The following is a 15,347-nucleotide window of genomic DNA, read 5'->3' as shown; positions in this document are numbered from 1 at the left end:
TACTTCAGGACGTGCTGAGCCGCCGCTTCGCGTTCCTCGACCATCCGGGCCCGCTGGCCTTCGCCCATCGCGGAGGCTCCGCCGAGGGCGCCGAGAACTCCGCCGAGGCCTTCGAGCGATCCGTGCGGCTGGGCTACACCTACCTGGAGACCGACGCCCACGCCACCTGCGACGGCGTGCTGCTCGCCTTCCACGACCACACGCTCGACCGCGTCACCGACGGGCGCGGCCGGATCTCCGAGCTGCCCTACAGCGCCGTCAGGCGGGCCCGCATCGGCGGCGTCCACGAGATCCCGCTGCTGGAGGACCTGCTCGGCACCTGGCCGGAGCACCGCTTCAACATCGACGTGAAGGAGGCGGGCGCCATCGCCCCGCTGGCCGACGCGATCAGGCGCACGGGCGCCCACGACCGCGTGTGCCTGACCTCCTTCTCCGAGGAGCGGCTGATGCTGGCCAGGGCCGCGGTCGGCCGGGAGGTCTGCTCCGCGCTCGGCCCGCGCGGCGTCGCCACGCTGCGCGCCGCCGCCTCCACCTCCGGCTACGGCCGGCTGCTCACCCGCCTGTCGCGCGCCGGCGTCCCGTGCGCCCAGGTGCCGGTGGGGTTTCGCGGGCTGCGCGTCACCACCCGCAGCCTGATCCGCACCGCCCACGCCATCGGCATGCAGGTGCACGTCTGGACCATCAACGACGCCACCCGCATGGAGCACCTGCTCGATCTCGGCGTCGACGGCATCATGACCGACAACGTCACCGGCCTGCGCGACGTCCTCGACCGTCGCGGGCTGTGGCATCCCGGCCACCTGGCCGCCTAGGAGCGACTGGACACCATGCCCGTACCCGCACCCCCCGCGGTTCCTGACGACCCCGCCCACGACTCCCCCGTCGCCCGCAGGCGCGAGCAACGGGCCTGGTACTTCTACGACTGGGCCAACTCCGCCTTCTACACCACGATCGTCTCGGTCTTCCTCGGCCCCTACCTGATCGCCGTGGCCAAGACCTCCGCGTGCGCCACCGACTTCCCCTCGGTCGCCGCCGCCACCTGTGCGGACGACTTCGACGCGCTGGTCGCCGCCAACCCGGGGCTCGGCTACGTCGACGTGCTCGGCGCCGACATCCGGCCCGCCGCGTTCTTCGGGCTCACGCTGACCGTGGCGGTGTTCCTACAGATCGTCTTCCTGCCGATCGTCGGCGCGCTGGCCGACCACACCGGCCGCAAGCGCGAGCTGCTCGGCGGGTTCGCCTACCTCGGCGCGCTGGCCACGCTCGGCCTGTTCTTCGTCGAGGGCGACCGCTACCTGCTGGGCGGCGTGCTGTTCGTGCTGGCCAACCTGGCCTATGGGTCGTCGGTCGTGGTCTACGACTCGTTCCTGCCGCAGATCTCCACGCCCGACGAGCGCGACGGCGTCTCCTCGCGCGGATGGGCGATCGGCTATCTGGGCGGCGGGCTGCTGCTGGCCCTCAATCTGGTGCTCTACCTGCAGCACGAGAGCCTGGGCCTGTCCGAGGGCATGGCGGTGCGGATCTGCATGATGTCGGCCGGGCTGTGGTGGGCGACGTTCACCCTGATCCCGCTGCTGCGCCTGCGCAACCGGCCGGTCCCGCCGCACGAGACCACCGCGCTGCGCTCGGTCGGCGGCAGCTTCCGCCAGCTCGGCCGCACACTGAGGGAGCTGCGCCGCTATCCGCTGACGCTGCTGTTCCTGGTGGCGTACCTGGTCTACAACGACGGCATCCAGACGGTCATCGGCAACAGCGCGGCCTTCGCCTCCGAGGCCCTCAAGCTGGACCGGACCGTGCAGATCAGCGCGATCCTGATGGTGCAGTTCGTGGCGTTCTTCGGCGCGCTGCTGCTCGGCCTGCTGGCCCGCCGGTTCGGCACCAAGCGCACCGTGCTCGGCAGCCTGGTCGTGTGGACGGTGATCGTGGTCAGCGCCCTGTTCGTCGAGGAGGGCGAGCCGGTCCAGTTCTACCTGCTGGCGCTGGCGATCGCCATCGTGCTGGGCGGCACCCAGGCGCTGTCGCGCTCACTGTTCTCGCAGGTGATCCCGAAGGGCCGGGAGGCGGAGTACTTCAGCCTGCTGCAGATCAGCGACAAGGGCTCGGCCTTCATCGGCGCGCTGACGGTGACGATCGCGCTGCAGCTGACCAACAGCTACCGCATCGCCATCGTCTCCATGATCATTTTCTTCGTCCTGGGGTTCGTGCTGCTGGCGCTGGTCAACCTGCCCAAGGCGATCCGCGCCGCCGGCAACGAGGTGCCCGAGCGCATCTGACTCACCGCCGGAGGGGGCCCGGCCGCGCACTGTCCGATCCGGGCCCCGGAGAGACCACTACTCTCTTGTGGTGACTCAGAAACCATAGAAGAGTGTTCGCTGACGTGGCAGAACGCACTTTCAGTGAGGGGGGAACGCGATGGCGATCAAGCAGTTCACCGGCTCGTCCGACGAAGCGGACCTGAGGCGCGCCGACTCCCTGGCGCGGGAGATCTTCTCGGATGTCGCCAACAAGTGGGCGTTGCTGATCATCGAGGTCCTCGGTGAGCGCACCCTGCGCTTCAGTGAGCTGCGAAACGAGGTCGAGGGCATCAGCCACAAGATGCTCACCCAGAACCTGCGCATGCTGGAGCGCAACGGCCTGGCCGAGCGAAAGGTGTACCCCACCGTGCCGCCGCGGGTCGAGTACACCCTCACGGAGCCGGGCCGGGCCCTGCGAGCGACGGTCGATCTGATCTGCGACTGGACCCACCAGCACTTCGGTCACATCGAGGGCGCCCGCCGCCGCTTCGACGCCTGACGACTCGGAGGACGCCCGGGTCGAGTGGTCGCAGCTCTAAAGAGAGAGCACCGCTCTTGACATCGGCACTCTCTGGCGAGAGCATTGCTCACATATCAGAGCGATGATTCCCATCCGATGGAGCGCCATGAACCCCCGACTCACCTCCCTGGCCCTCGCGGCCGGCGGCGTGCTGTTCCTCGTCTACCCGGCCGTGCGGCCCTCCGGCGACGACGCCGCCGCCATGGCCTCCACGGCCTGGATCACCGGCCATCTGGCCGCCATGATCGGTTTCATCCTGCTCGCCCTCGGCCTGCTGGGCCTGCACGGGCTGCTCGGCGACCGGCTGTCCCTCCGGGCGGCCGTGGTCACCTGGATCGGCGCGGGGCTGACCCTGCCCTACTACGGCGCGGAGGACTTCGGGCTCAGTGTCATCGCCCGCCGGTCCCTGCGCGACGACGCTCCGGCGCTGATGGAGCTGGCCCAGGAGTTCCGCTACGGGCCGGTGGCCGTGTCCATGTTCGCCGCCGGGCTCGTGCTGCTCGGCGTGGGGACGGTCATGGCCGCGGTGGCGGTCGGGCGCTCCGGCGTACTGCCCGCGTGGAGCGCGGCCCCGCTCGCGCTCGGCTTCGTGCTGTTCGTTCCGCAGTTCTTCGGGCCGTATCCGCTGCGGATCGCGCACGGCGCGCTGATCGCCGCCGGCGGTCTGTGGCTGGCCTACGGGGTGTGGCGCTCACGCGCCGCCTGAACCTTCGGCGCTCGCGACCCGCCTACCAGGGTGGCGCCGCTTCCGCGTCAACTCCTGGGGGCCGAAGCGATTGGATCACGCCGCGGGTGGGAATCCCATCACGGTACCAAGCGTTAGACACCGTGGGAGACAGACCCCCTACGCATGGGGGCCCTGTAGGAGGCATTTAGACATGGGCGAGCGCGCACTTCGTGGCACCCGGCTCGGGGCAACCAGCTACGAGAACGACCGTAACACGGATCTGGCCCCACGCCAGGAGGTGCCCTACACCTGTCCTAAGGGCCATCGCTTCGAGGTTCCGCTTGCCGCCGAGGCCGAGATTCCCTCGACCTGGGAGTGCCGGATGTGCGGCGTCACCGCCGTACGCGTCGACGGCGAGCAACCGGAGTCGAAGAAGACCAAGCCCCCGCGGACACACTGGGACATGCTCCTGGAGCGGAGGTCCATCGAGGACCTGGAAGAGGTGCTCAACGAGAGGCTGGCCGTCCTGCGGGCCCAGCGTCGCAAGAGCGCCTGACACATCTCACGGTACGAAACCCCCGGGCGGTCGCCCGGGGGTTTCGCTGTGCCTGAAGTGCCGCGACCGAGGCTCCGCCCGCTTACCGAGGGTCGCCGGATCCGTGGTCGGACCGGATCGCCGCCGGTCCCGAGGCGCGCTCCTCGCGGCCGGAGTCACGACCGGGGTCACCGCCGGGGTCACGGTCGTCGCGGATCACCTCACCGTGCACCACCCGGCCGCCCCGCGGCCCGTGGTCCGGCGCGCCGCCGCCCTGCGGCGGGAACAGATGGGTGTACGGCGAGGCGGCCGCCATCCGCTTGACCCGGCGCTCGAAGAACCAGGCGCCCAGGCGGCGCATCGCCGGCCGGGTGAACGGCAGCACGAACGCCAGCCCGACGAGGTCGCTGAGGAAGCCCGGCAGGATCAGCAGCATGCCGCCCACCAGGACGAGACCGCCCTCGGACAGCTCCCGGTCCGACATCCGGCCCGTCTGCAGCGCCTCCTGCAGCACCCGCCACGCCCGGCGCCCCTCGCGGCGCACCAGCCACGCGCCCAACGCGGCGACGGCCATCAGCACCGCCACGGTCGTCCAGCCGCCGATGGCCGAGCCGACCTGGATCAGCAGCCAGATCTCCAGCACCGGGATGGCCAGGAAGGCCAGAAAGAGCAGCAGCCGCATCGTTTCCCTCGATTCCGCACACGTGCGTACAGCAGGAACAACGCCCGGCGCGGCCGAACCGTTCCGGATCAGGCCCTGCTGCCCCGCAACCGGCCGGGCAGGCCGGTGACCCCCCACACGAAGATCCGCCAGAACGCCTCGGCCATGATGCGGCCGTTCATCTTGCTGGTGCCGACCGTCCGCTCCACGAACGTGATCGGCACCTCCACCACCCGCAACCCGTGCTGGGAGGTGCGCAGCGTGAGGTCGACCTGGAAGCAGTAACCCTGCGACTGGACGTCGGCCAGGCCCACCTTCTCCAGGGTCGCCGCCCGGTAGGCGCGAAAACCCGCGGTCGCGTCGCGCACCGGCAGGCCGAGCATGATCCGTGTGTAGATGTTGGCGCCCCTGGACAGCAGCTCGCGCGAGGCCGGCCAGTTGACCACCTTGCCGCCGGGCACCCAGCGCGACCCGATCGCCAGGTCGGCCCCCTCCTCCAGCGCCCGCAGCAGGCCGGGCAGCTCCTCGGGCTGGTGGGAGCCGTCGGCGTCCATCTCCACCAGCACGGTGTAGCCCTCGTCGAGGCCCCATCGGAAGCCCGCGATGTAGGCGGCGCCCAGCCCCTGCTTGGCCGGCCGGTGCAGCACGTGGACGTGGTCGTCCTTGGCGGCCAGCTCGTCGGCGACGTCGCCGGTGCCGTCGGGGCTGGCGTCGTCGGCCACCAGCAGGTGGGCCTCCGGCAGCGCGGCCCGCAACCGCTCGGCGATCGCCGGCAGATTGTCACGCTCGTTGTAGGTCGGGACGATGACGAGCACCCGGCCGAGAGTCTCCATGATCAGTCATTCCTCATCGGGTCGTCCTGCCGCCTGCCTCTCCACGCGGCACCGGCCGCCACCACTCCCATCAGGGCCAGGGCCCACTCGGGCAACGCGCCCAGCCTGGTCGCGACGGTGGTCTGGGTGCGCACCGGCACCGTGACCACGTTCATGTCCGCGACGAGCTCGCGGGTCTGCCAGGAGACCTTACCGTCAGGCGTGACGTAGGCGGAGATGCCCGTGGTGGCGGCCGTCACGACCGCCCTGTTGTGCTCGACCGCGCGCAGCTTGGACATGGCCAGTTGCTGCGGCGGCAGATTGGACTCGGCGTAGCTGGCGTTGTTGGTCTGCACCACCAGCGGCGTGGCGCCGGTGCGCACCGTGTCGCGCACCGTGCCGTCGTAGGCCACCTCGTAGCAGTTGACGGCGCCGATCGTCACGGGCCCCATCTTCAGGTCGCCGGGCCTGGTGCCCGCCACGGACTGCCTGCCGACCAGGTTGGCCCGCTCCCACAGCGCCAGCACGATCTCCTTGAACGGGGTGTATTCGCCGAACGGCACCAGGTGCCGCTTGTCGTAGTAGGCGCCGGGCCCGGTCACCGGGTCCCACACCAGGCTGCGGGTGGCGCGGTGCTCGTCGCCGATGGCCACGACGGCGCCGACGAGCGTGGGCACGCCTACGTCCTTGACGGACTCGTGGATGATCTCCCGCGCGCCGGCGTCGCGGTAGGGGTCGATGTCGGTGGAGTTCTCCGGCAGCACCACGAGATCGGGCTTGGGCAGCCTGCCCTCTCGTACGGCCTGCGCCAGCCTCTTGGTCTCGTTGGCGTGGTTTCGCAGGACGACGGCCGGCTCGTCGCCCAGGATGTACATGCCACGGCCGGGCACGTTGCCCTGCACGACGCCGATGTTGACGGTGCGGCCCTCGTCGCCCGGCCTCGGCACGGCCAGGCCCAGCACTGGAACGGCCAGCGCGAGCGCGAGCGGGACCAGCCGGCGCGCCAGCACCGGCCCCGCCCGTCGCCCCGGAGGCGCCAGGGCCGCCCGTCCCCACGGCAGCGCGCGGGCGATCAGGGCGCCGCACAGGGCGACGGCGAACGACACCAGCGGGGCGCCGCCCAGCGCCGCGTATCCGGTGAACGGCGACTCGCCCTGGCTGAAGGCGGCTCGCGCCCAGGGAAAGCCACCGATGGGCACCAGGCCGCGCGCCCACTCCATGGCCACCCAGAGCCCGGCGAACCACAGCGGCCACGGCCGCAGCCGGAACACCGGCGCGGCGAGCACGGCCAGCGCCGCGTAGAACAGGCTCTCGACGCCTACCAGCATGAGCCAGGCGTCGACGCCGATCGTCCGCACCCAGGCGAGCGTGGGCAGCAGGAACACGGCGGCGGCCAGATAGCCGAGCCAGGCGGCACGGCGCGGGCGGGAGCCGCGCAGGGCCGCGACGATCAGCGCGACGCCGAGCGGCGCGCACCCCCACCAGTCGAGCGGCGGGAAGGCCAGGAACAGCGTCGCCCCGCCGGCCACGGCGGCCGCCACGCGCGCGGCGAGCGCCCGGCCGGACTCCACGGTGCGCGCCCCGCCACCACGCTCGCCGTGTCCGCCGTGTCCGGGGCGGGCCGGGTCCGGCGCGGGGCCGGGGGCGGCGGGAGTGGCCGGGGCGTGCGCAGGCCGACCGTCGCCCGACGGTAGGCCTGTCCTGTCCTGCACCACTCCGGTCTCTCCTCAGCGCGTCGCGTGCCTGCTAGCCGAAACGGTACCGCCCTCCGGCGGACGATCGGTCGTCCCGGCGGGACGAGATCGAAAACAGGGGCCCCAGGCGTTCACAGGAGTCTCTGACGGCTTCGCGGGCCCGGGTCAGCGTTCAGGGACCGGATGCGGCCGAGCGGGGCCTGGGGGCCCTCTGGGGCTTCGCAGGGGCCCGGCGGCGCGGTGAAGGGCGGCGGACGGGCCGGCGACTGGGTGATCCCGCGGTAGACGAGGCCGTGGGACCACCCGGCGCTTGATGGCGATCCGGCGCACGAGAGCGGGAAGAGGGCCCGGAAACCCTTCGGACCGGACCCGTCTCGTCGGCGGCGAGCGCGGAATTCCGTTGTCTACTGGGCTCCCGGGCCCGTCCCGGGTCCAACCCCCCGCCCGGTTGGGGTGCCCCGACTCGACGGACCGACGGCCCTGCACCTGGCTGTGTGGACGGAGTCACGCTCCGTCACGGACGCAGGATCCGACGATGTCAGAGACGGCCAACCGGCCAAGTCCCGTGCTGGACTGCGCAGCAAACTACCGACTCCACCTCAGATGTCAACCGTGTCCCGATCAGCAGAAACATCAAGTTTTCGCAGGTAGGACATGCCGGGGCCGCCTCGCCCAAAGCCGGTTATAGCCCATTAGTCGCCTCCCGCCCGCGCCTTGGCAAGCCGCTCAGCGCCTCCCCCGGCGGCTGGTCGTACACGATGCCGAGCCGCTGGGTGGCGCGGGTCAGCGCGACGTACAGGTCGCTGCGGCCTCGTGGTGACTGCGCGGCGATCAGGGCGGGCTGGGCGACGATCACCGAGTCGAACTCCAGCCCCTTGGCGTCGGCGACGCCCAGCACCGCCACGGGCGCGTCGAGCGCCGCGGCGCTCCTGCCGCGGCCAGCGCCGGGCGCGATCACCTCGGCGCCCGCCACGGCGGCGCGGACGGTCTCGCCGACCGGCTCCAGCAGCGCGTCGGGCACCACGACCGCGATCTTGCCGCCCTCCCCGATCTCGGCCTTGACCAGCTCGGGCAGCGCGGCCATGGGTGCCGACCAGGGCTCGGCACCGGTCTCGCGGACCGAGGCGGGCGCCTCGAGCGACGGGTCGATGGTGGCCAGCACGCGGGCCGCGACCGCCATCAGCTCCACCGGCGTGCGGTAGTTGACGGTCAGCCGCTCCTGCCGCCAGCGCCCGGCCACGTAGGGGTCGAGCACCTCCTTCCAGGAGCGCGCCCCCGCCGCCGAGCCGGTCTGCGCGATGTCGCCGACGATCGTCATCGACCGGGTGGGCACCCGCCGCATGACCGCGCGCCAGGCCATCGGTGACAGCTCCTGCGCCTCGTCCACGATGACGTGGCCGTAGGCCCAGGTGCGGTCGGCCGCGGCCCGCTCGGCGGTCGTCAGGTAGGGGCCCTCGCCCCGCTGGCGCTCGGCCAGCCGTTCGGCCTCCATGACGTCGGACAGGCCGGTCAGCTCCAGGACCTCGCGGGCGTAGGCCACCTCGGACTCGCGCTCGCGCTCCTCCGCCTGCCTGGCGGCGGCCAGCTCCTCCTCCGCCTGCAGCGCCGTGGCGCGCAGCACCTGCTCGTCGATCTCGCCGAGCAGCTCGGCGGCCTCGTCGAGGAGCGGCACGTCGGACTCGGTCCACTCACCGCCGCGGGCCGCCGGGTCGCGGCGGAGCAGGGCGCGTTCGGCGGGGGTCAGGGCGGAGGCGGCGTGGCCGAGGCGTTCGGGCGAGCCGTACAGGCCGAGCAGCAGGCGCTGCGGGGTGAGGTAGGGCCACAGGCGGTTGAGCGCGGACTTGACGACGGGCTCGGTGCGCAGCTCCTCGCGCAGGTCGGCCAGCTCGTCGTCGTCGACGAGCCCCTTGCCGAGCCGCTTGGCGGCCTGCCGGGCCAGCGCGTTCAGCAGGGATCTGACGAACACCGCGCGCGCCTGGTTGTGCGGGCGGCGGGTGCGCACGGCCTTGTTGCGGGCCGCTTCGAGCAGGTTGCGGTCGAGGGTGAGGGTGTGGCCGCCCAGGTCGAGCTCGATGGGCTTGCGCGGCACCCGCTGCCGGTCGCGGACGGCCCGGGCGAGCACCTCGGCCATCCGCGGGTCTCCCTTGAGCGCGGCCACCTCGGGCCGGTCGCGGGCGGTCGCGGTCACTCCGGGGTAGAGCTCGCCGACCGTGGACAGCAGCACGTCGGTCTCGCCGAGGGAGGGCAGCACCTGCTCGATGTAGCGCAGGAACATGGGGTTGGGGCCGAGGATGAGCACCCCTCGGCGCTCCAGCCGCTGCCTGTGGGTGTAGAGAAGGTAGGCGGCGCGGTGCAGGGCCACGACGGTCTTGCCGGTGCCGGGGCCGCCCTGGACCACGAGCACGCCGTTCAGGTCGGCGCGGATGACGCGGTCCTGCTCGGCCTGGATGGTGGCGACGATGTCGCGCATCCGGCCGGTGCGGTGCTCGTCGAGCGCCGCCAGCAGCGCGGCCTCGCCGTTGAGGGTGGCGCGGTCGTCGTCGCTCAGCGCGTCGAGGTCGAGCAGGTCGTCCTCGACGCCGATGACCGCGCGGCCCTTGGTCTGCAGGTGGCGGCGACGGGTGACGCCCATCGGCGCGGCCGGGGTGGCGCGGTAGAACGGCTGCGCGACCGGTGCGCGCCAGTCGATGAGCAGGCGGTCCTGCTCGTCGTCGGTGAGGCCGAGCTTGCCGATGTAGAGCCGGCCCTCGTCGACGTGGTCGAGGCGGCCGAACACCAGGCCCCGCTCCACGGCCCACAGCCGGGCCAGCCGCGAGGCGTACATCTCGGCGAAGGTGTCACGCTCGGACCGGTTCTGCAGCGTGCCGACGGCGCCGGTGGCCAGCACGTCCTTGAGGCTGCGCTGGGTGCGGTCGCGCAGCACGTCAAGGCGTTCGTAGAGGCGGGTGACGTACTCCTGCTCCCTTACGAGCTCTGTTTGACGCGTTGACACCAGACCATTATTGTTATTAATGGGACACTCCGGGCCATTCTGTTTGTTGTTGCGACAAACGACGACATTAGCATGCCGGTCGAGTCACACACATCCTCGCGCCTGCCGCCCCCGCCCGCATCCCGTCCTCCCTCTTACGGCGGCAGTGGTCCGGTCAAGGCCGGGTCAGGCGCAGGCGCGATCACGTCGGCCCGCTCACCGGCCGGCGCCAGGGCGCCGGCCGGCGGCATGAGCCCTGCCGAGGGACGGTCAGGAGGGGGTGTGGCCGCCGAGGTCGCCGTCGCCGGCCAGGTCGGGGGAACGGTGCTCGTAGGGGGTGCTCAGCACCACGGTGGTGCGGGTCGAGACGTTGGCCGAGGCGCGGATCTGCTGCAGCAGGTCCTCCAGCGCCACCGGTGAGGCGACGCGCACCTTGAGGATGTAGCTCTCGTCGCCCGCCACGCTGTGGCACGCCTCGATCGCGCGCAGATGGGCCAGCCGGTCAGGGGCGTCGTCGGGCGCGGCGGGGTCGATCGGCTTGATCGACACGAACGCGGTGAGCGGCAGGCCGACCGCGTCGTGGTCGATGATCGCCGCGTATCCCCGGATGACTCCGCGCTTCTCCAGGCGGCGCACCCGCTGGTGCACCGCCGAGACCGAGAGCCCGGTCTCCCTGGCCAGATCGGTGAAGCTCATCCGGCCATCTCTGGCCAGCAGTGTCACGATCCGGCGGTCGATCTCCTCCATCGGTCAAAAGTAGCGGCTCTTGGTCACGACCTGGTCCCGACCGGGGTGGCGGCCCTGCGCATGGCATGCTCCACGAGCGTGATGAGCACCTCCTTGCCCGAGTCGCGCCTGCGCGCGTCGCAGCGCACGATCGGGATCTCGGGCTCCAACTGGAGGGCCGTCCGCACCTCACGGACCGTGAAGGGGCCCGCGCCGTCGAAGCAGTTGAGCGCCACCACGAACGGCGTGTCGCGGCGTTCGAAGTAGTCGAGGGCCGGAAAGCAGTCGGCCAGGCGGCGGCTGTCGGCCAGCACGACCGCGCCGAGGGCCCCCAGCGTCAGGTCGTCCCAGACGAACCAGAACCGCTCCTGGCCGGGCGTGCCGAACAGGTACAGCATGTAGTCGTCGCGGATCGTGATGCGGCCGAAGTCCATGGCCACGGTCGTGGTGGGTTTGGCCTCGACGCCCGACAGGTCGTCGACGCGCGCGCCGATGTGGGTCAGAGCCTCTTCGGTGCGCAGCGGCCGGGTCTCGGAGACCGCGCCGACCATGGTGGTCTTGCCCGCGCCGAATCCGCCCGCGATCAGGATCTTGATCGCGGTCGGCAGTCTCCATCGAAGATCAGTACGACCAAAGTCCATCGAGCACCGCCTGTACATCCCTTCGCGGCGAGGCGTCGGCCCCGTACGCGTGCACACATCCGCCCTGAGGGCCTTGGTCAGCGGAACCTGTCAAGGCGCAGGAAGAGATCGATCTATACGGCTGACATCGAGACACCATAGCAATGCCACAATTTCCACTCAAGACGCTAAGCAGTACAAGATTCAATATGTCACGATTGTTGCCTTCCGCCCCTCCCGTTCGTCCGTCGCCCACCCGACTGTCAAGAGGCTTGTCAGGCCACCGCGCGCCGGTGCCCCGGGCCCGCGGCCCGGGGCACCACGGGAATCAGAAGTCGGCGTCGAAGCTGACCGAGCCGGTCACGCCCACCTGATAGGCCGAGACCCGGCGTTCGAAGAAGTTCGCCAGCTCCTGGACGTCCTGCAGGTCCATGAAGGCGAACGGGTTCTTCGCTCCGTACAGCGGCTCGATGCCGAGCTGGGCCAGCCGCCGGTCGGCCACGTGCTCCAGGTAGGTCCGCATGTCCGCGATCGACATGCCCGGCACGCCCTGCCCGAGCAGGTCCTCGGCGAACCGCGCCTCACAGTCGACGGCCTCGGCGAGCATCTCCCTGACCTGGGTGGCCAGCTCCTCGTCGAACAGGTCCGGCTCCTCCTGCCGCACGACGTCGACCACGTCGAAGGCGAAGGCCATGTGCATGGACTCGTCGCGGAAGACCCAGTTCGTGCCCGAGGCCAGCCCGTTGAGCAGGCCGCGCGAGCGCAGGAAGTAGACGTAGGCGAAGGCGCCGTAGAAGAACAGGCCCTCGATGCAGGCGGCGAAGCAGATCAGGTTGAGCAGGAAGGCCCGCCGGTCCTCCCGGGTCTCCAGCCGGCGAAGATCACCCAGGGAGTCGATCCAGCGGAAGCAGAACTCCGCCTTGCGCCGGATGGAGGGGATGTTCTCCACCGCGGCGAACGCCGCGAAGCGCTCCTGCTCGCCGGGCACGTAGGTGTCGAGCAGGTTCAGGTAGAACTGGACGTGCACGGCCTCCTCGAACAGCTGCCGCGACAGGTACAGTCGCGCCTCGGGCGCGTTGACGTGCAGGTAGAGGTTGAGCACCAGGTTGTTGGCCACGATCGTGTCGCCGGTGGCGAAGAAGGCGACCAGGCGGCTGATCAGATGGCGCTCGGCTTCCGACAGTCGCCGCAGGTCCTTGAGGTCGGAGTGCAGGTCCACCTCCTCGACGGTCCAGGTGTTCTTGATCGCGTCGCGGTAGCGGTCGAAGAAGAGCGGGTAACGCATGGGCCGCAGGGTCAGGCTCATGCCCGGATCGAGCAACATCAGGTTCTCCTCGGGGTCGGTGCCGCTCACTGGCAGGCCTCGCAGGACTCGGGGTTCTCCAGCGAGCAGGCGAGAGCCTCCTCGGAGGTGTTCACGACGGGGACGGTGGCCTGCTGGATGCGGGTGGCCGGACGTGAGCGCAGGTAGTAGGTGGTCTTCAGCCCGGACTTCCAGGCGTACAGGTACATCGAGGAGAGCTTGTCGATGGTCGGGGCGCTCATGAACAGGTTGAGCGACTGGCTCTGGTCGACGTACGGCGAGCGCGCGGCCGCCATGTCGATCAGCGCCCGCTGAGGCAGCTCCCAGGCCGTGCGGAACAGCCTCCGCGCGTCCTCCGGCAGCTCGGCGATGCCCTGCACCGAGCCCTCGGCCTGCTTGACGGCGGCCCTGATGTGCTCGGTCCACAGCCCGCGCGCCTTGAGCTCGGCCACCAGCGCACTGTTGACCTGCATGAACTCGCCGCTGAGGGTCTCGCGCTTGAACAGGTTGGACACCTGCGGCTCGACGCACTCGTAGCAGCCGGCGATCGACGCGATGGTGGCGGTGGGCGCGATCGCGATCAGCAGCGAGTTGCGCAGGCCATGGGCCGCGATCCGCCCACGCAGCTCGGCCCATCGCTCGCCCTGGGTGCCGTTCTCGCCCCACAGGTCGTGCTGCAGCCTTCCCCGCGCCGCCCAGGTCCGGTCATAGGCGGGATGGGCGCCGAAGCGCTCGGCCAGACCCGCCGACGTCTCCAGCGCCGACAGGTAGATCTCCTCGGCGATCCGGGTGGACAGCTCCTTGGCCTCGGCCGAGTCGAACGGCAGCCGCAGGGCGAAGAACACGTCCTGCAGCCCCATCACGCCCAGACCGACCGGCCGCCAGCGCGGGTTGCTCGCCGCCGCCTGTTCGCTCGGGTAGTAGTTGACGTCGATCACGCGATCCAGGAAGGTGACCGCGGTGCGCACGGTCGCGCGCAGCCGCTCCCAGTCGATGCCCCCGTCGGCCACATGCGCGGACAGGTTGACGGAGCCGAGGTTGCAGACGGCGGTCTCGGCGTCGCTGGACACCTCGATGATCTCCGTGCACAGGTTGGACAGATGCACCACGTTGCCGGGCTCGGCCGCCTGGTTGCACAGGCGGTTGGCGGCGTCCTTGAAGGTCATCCAGCCGTTGCCGGTCTGCGCGAGCGTACGCATCATCCTGGCGTACAGGTCGCGCGCCCTGACCTGGCGCACGTACCGGCCCGCCCGCTCGGCGGCGCGGTAGACCTCGTCGAACGCCTCCCCCCACAGATCGGGCAGCTCGGGCAGCTCGTCGGGGTCGAACAGCGACCACATCCCGTCGGCCTCGACCCGGCGCATGAACTCGTCGGGGATCCAGTTGGCCAGGTTGAGATTGTGCGTGCGGCGGGCGTCCTCGCCGGTGTTGTCGCGAAGCTCCAGGAACTCCTCGACGTCCGGATGCCACGGCTCCAGGTAGACACAGGCCGCGCCCTTGCGGCGACCGCCCTGGTTGACGGCCGCCACGGAGGCGTCAAGGGTCCGCAGCCAGGGGACGATGCCGTTGGAATGTCCGTTGGTGCCACGGATCAGGGCGCCGCGTGAGCGCACCCGCGACCAGGCGATGCCGATCCCGCCGGCGAACTTCGACAGCCGGGCGACCTGGGCGTAGCGCTCATAGATGGAGCCCAGCTCGTCGCGGGGCGAGTCGACCAGATAGCACGACGACATCTGGGTGTGGCGGGTGCCGGAGTTGAACAGCGTCGGCGAGCTCGGCAGGTAGGCCAGCGACGACATGAGCCGGTAGAACCCGATCGCCTCGGCGGGCGTCCGGGCCAGTCCGCACGCCACGCGCAGCAGCCAGTACTGCGGTGTCTCCAGCGTCAGCCGGGTGGACGGGTGGCGCAGCAGGTAGCGGTCGTAGACCGTGCGCAACCCGAAGTACTCGAACCTCAGGTCCGCGCCCGGGTCGATCGCGTCGTCGAGCTTGCGGGCGTTGGCGTCGACGAACTCCAGCGTGGCGTCGCCGATGAGCCCTTCGGCATGGGCCAGGCGGATCGCCTGGCTGAAGGAGGCCACCCCCTGCCCACGGACCTCCTTGCCGACGTAGGCGGACAGCAGCCGGGCGGCCAAGCGTGAATACTGTGGCTCCTCCCCGATCATCTCGGCGGCGGTCCGAATCGACAGCCGGTCCAGCTCTGCGGTGGTGGCACCGTCGTACAGACCGCTGATGGTCCTGGTGGCGACCCGCAGCGGGTCGACGTCGGTCAGATCGCCCGCCCAGCGCTCCACCGCGCGCACGATCTTGCTGACATCGACCGGTTCGGTCCTGCCATCGCGTTTACGCACCCGCATCCGGACACTGCGCGGCGCGGGCCCCTCCCCGTCCGCCGGCGCCCTCTCGGTGAGGTCGGTCGATGCGTCCCCGGTGACCGTCACTGTTCTCTCCTCGCGAACTCGGTCATGAACCGAGAACACGCGCGGGAGCCCGCGGCAGGGACGCCGCACAACCCTGGCGCCGGTGCCGTCGGCCGTCCCGCGC

Annotated in this window: 13 protein-coding genes; 5 read left to right on the top strand and 8 right to left on the bottom strand. The window is 70.9% G+C overall.

Going from position 1 to position 15,347, the window contains the following annotated elements:
• Positions 1-11: 11 nt before the first annotated feature.
• From AC5L3X_RS17640 to AC5L3X_RS17620, 5 genes are all read left to right on the top strand, one after another.
• Complete coding sequence (locus AC5L3X_RS17640; protein WP_494858060.1) at positions 12-812, top strand: glycerophosphodiester phosphodiesterase family protein; 801 nt, start codon at positions 12-14, stop codon at positions 810-812.
• A gap of 15 nt (positions 813-827) precedes the next feature.
• The gene (locus AC5L3X_RS17635) at positions 828-2,273 is read left to right on the top strand and encodes an MFS transporter (RefSeq protein ID WP_494858058.1); all 1,446 of its coding nucleotides are present in this window, start codon (positions 828-830) and stop codon (positions 2,271-2,273) included.
• A gap of 139 nt (positions 2,274-2,412) precedes the next feature.
• On the top strand, positions 2,413-2,793 hold the full coding sequence (locus AC5L3X_RS17630) for a winged helix-turn-helix transcriptional regulator (RefSeq protein ID WP_494858056.1): 381 nt from the start codon (positions 2,413-2,415) through the stop codon (positions 2,791-2,793).
• A gap of 127 nt (positions 2,794-2,920) precedes the next feature.
• Positions 2,921-3,520, top strand: a complete 600-nt coding sequence (locus AC5L3X_RS17625; protein WP_189127552.1) for a hypothetical protein — start codon at positions 2,921-2,923, stop codon at positions 3,518-3,520.
• A 172-nt stretch (positions 3,521-3,692) separates the two neighbouring features.
• A complete protein-coding gene (locus AC5L3X_RS17620) occupies positions 3,693-4,037 on the top strand; it encodes an RNA polymerase-binding protein RbpA (protein WP_189127551.1) in 345 nt (114 codons plus the stop codon).
• Positions 4,038-4,119: 82 nt separating this feature from the next.
• Here AC5L3X_RS17620 and AC5L3X_RS17615 read toward each other — a convergent pair whose 3' ends face one another.
• The 8 genes from AC5L3X_RS17615 to AC5L3X_RS17580 form a co-directional block, all read right to left on the bottom strand.
• Positions 4,120-4,698 carry an FxsA family protein gene (locus tag AC5L3X_RS17615; protein ID WP_494858054.1) on the bottom strand — a complete coding sequence of 193 codons (579 nt, stop codon included), beginning with the start codon at positions 4,696-4,698 and terminating at the stop codon, positions 4,120-4,122.
• 68 nt (positions 4,699-4,766) lie between these two features.
• Positions 4,767-5,510, bottom strand: coding sequence for a polyprenol monophosphomannose synthase (locus AC5L3X_RS17610; RefSeq protein WP_189127549.1), 744 nt, complete (start codon positions 5,508-5,510; stop codon positions 4,767-4,769).
• A gap of 2 nt (positions 5,511-5,512) precedes the next feature.
• Positions 5,513-7,201, bottom strand: coding sequence for an apolipoprotein N-acyltransferase (gene lnt, locus AC5L3X_RS17605; RefSeq protein ID WP_494858052.1), 1,689 nt, complete (start codon positions 7,199-7,201; stop codon positions 5,513-5,515).
• Positions 7,202-7,865: 664 nt separating this feature from the next.
• Positions 7,866-10,175, bottom strand: a complete 2,310-nt coding sequence (locus AC5L3X_RS17600; RefSeq protein ID WP_494858050.1) for a HelD family protein — start codon at positions 10,173-10,175, stop codon at positions 7,866-7,868.
• A gap of 249 nt (positions 10,176-10,424) precedes the next feature.
• A complete protein-coding gene (locus AC5L3X_RS17595; RefSeq protein ID WP_494858048.1) occupies positions 10,425-10,901 on the bottom strand; it encodes an Lrp/AsnC family transcriptional regulator in 477 nt (158 codons plus the stop codon).
• A 23-nt stretch (positions 10,902-10,924) separates the two neighbouring features.
• Entirely contained in the window at positions 10,925-11,521 is a 597-nt protein-coding gene (locus tag AC5L3X_RS17590; RefSeq protein WP_494858046.1) for a GTP-binding protein, read from the bottom strand.
• A gap of 307 nt (positions 11,522-11,828) precedes the next feature.
• On the bottom strand, positions 11,829-12,854 hold the full coding sequence (locus AC5L3X_RS17585; protein ID WP_494858044.1) for a ribonucleotide-diphosphate reductase subunit beta: 1,026 nt from the start codon (positions 12,852-12,854) through the stop codon (positions 11,829-11,831).
• Complete coding sequence (locus AC5L3X_RS17580; protein WP_494858042.1) at positions 12,851-15,244, bottom strand: ribonucleoside-diphosphate reductase subunit alpha; 2,394 nt, start codon at positions 15,242-15,244, stop codon at positions 12,851-12,853. Before AC5L3X_RS17580 ends, AC5L3X_RS17585 begins: the two co-directional genes overlap by 4 nt.
• Positions 15,245-15,347 lie beyond the last annotated feature (103 nt).

Source organism: Nonomuraea sp. CX421 (assembly GCF_059358955.1).
This window is presented reverse-complemented; position numbering and strand designations above follow the sequence as displayed.

Bases quoted from the DNA above. Each gene is read 5' to 3' on its own strand.
- AC5L3X_RS17635 (WP_494858058.1), top strand. From the start codon at position 828: ATGCCCGTACCCGCACCCCCCGCGGTTCCTGACGACCCCGCCCACGAC.
- AC5L3X_RS17630 (WP_494858056.1), top strand. From the start codon at position 2,413: ATGGCGATCAAGCAGTTCACCGGCTCGTCCGACGAAGCGGACCTGAGG.
- AC5L3X_RS17625 (WP_189127552.1), top strand. From the start codon at position 2,921: ATGAACCCCCGACTCACCTCCCTGGCCCTCGCGGCCGGCGGCGTGCTG.
- AC5L3X_RS17620 (WP_189127551.1), top strand. From the start codon at position 3,693: ATGGGCGAGCGCGCACTTCGTGGCACCCGGCTCGGGGCAACCAGCTAC.
- AC5L3X_RS17615 (WP_494858054.1), bottom strand. From the start codon at position 4,698: ATGCGGCTGCTGCTCTTTCTGGCCTTCCTGGCCATCCCGGTGCTGGAG.
- AC5L3X_RS17610 (WP_189127549.1), bottom strand. From the start codon at position 5,510: ATGGAGACTCTCGGCCGGGTGCTCGTCATCGTCCCGACCTACAACGAG.
- AC5L3X_RS17595 (WP_494858048.1), bottom strand. From the start codon at position 10,901: ATGGAGGAGATCGACCGCCGGATCGTGACACTGCTGGCCAGAGATGGC.
- AC5L3X_RS17590 (WP_494858046.1), bottom strand. From the start codon at position 11,521: ATGGACTTTGGTCGTACTGATCTTCGATGGAGACTGCCGACCGCGATC.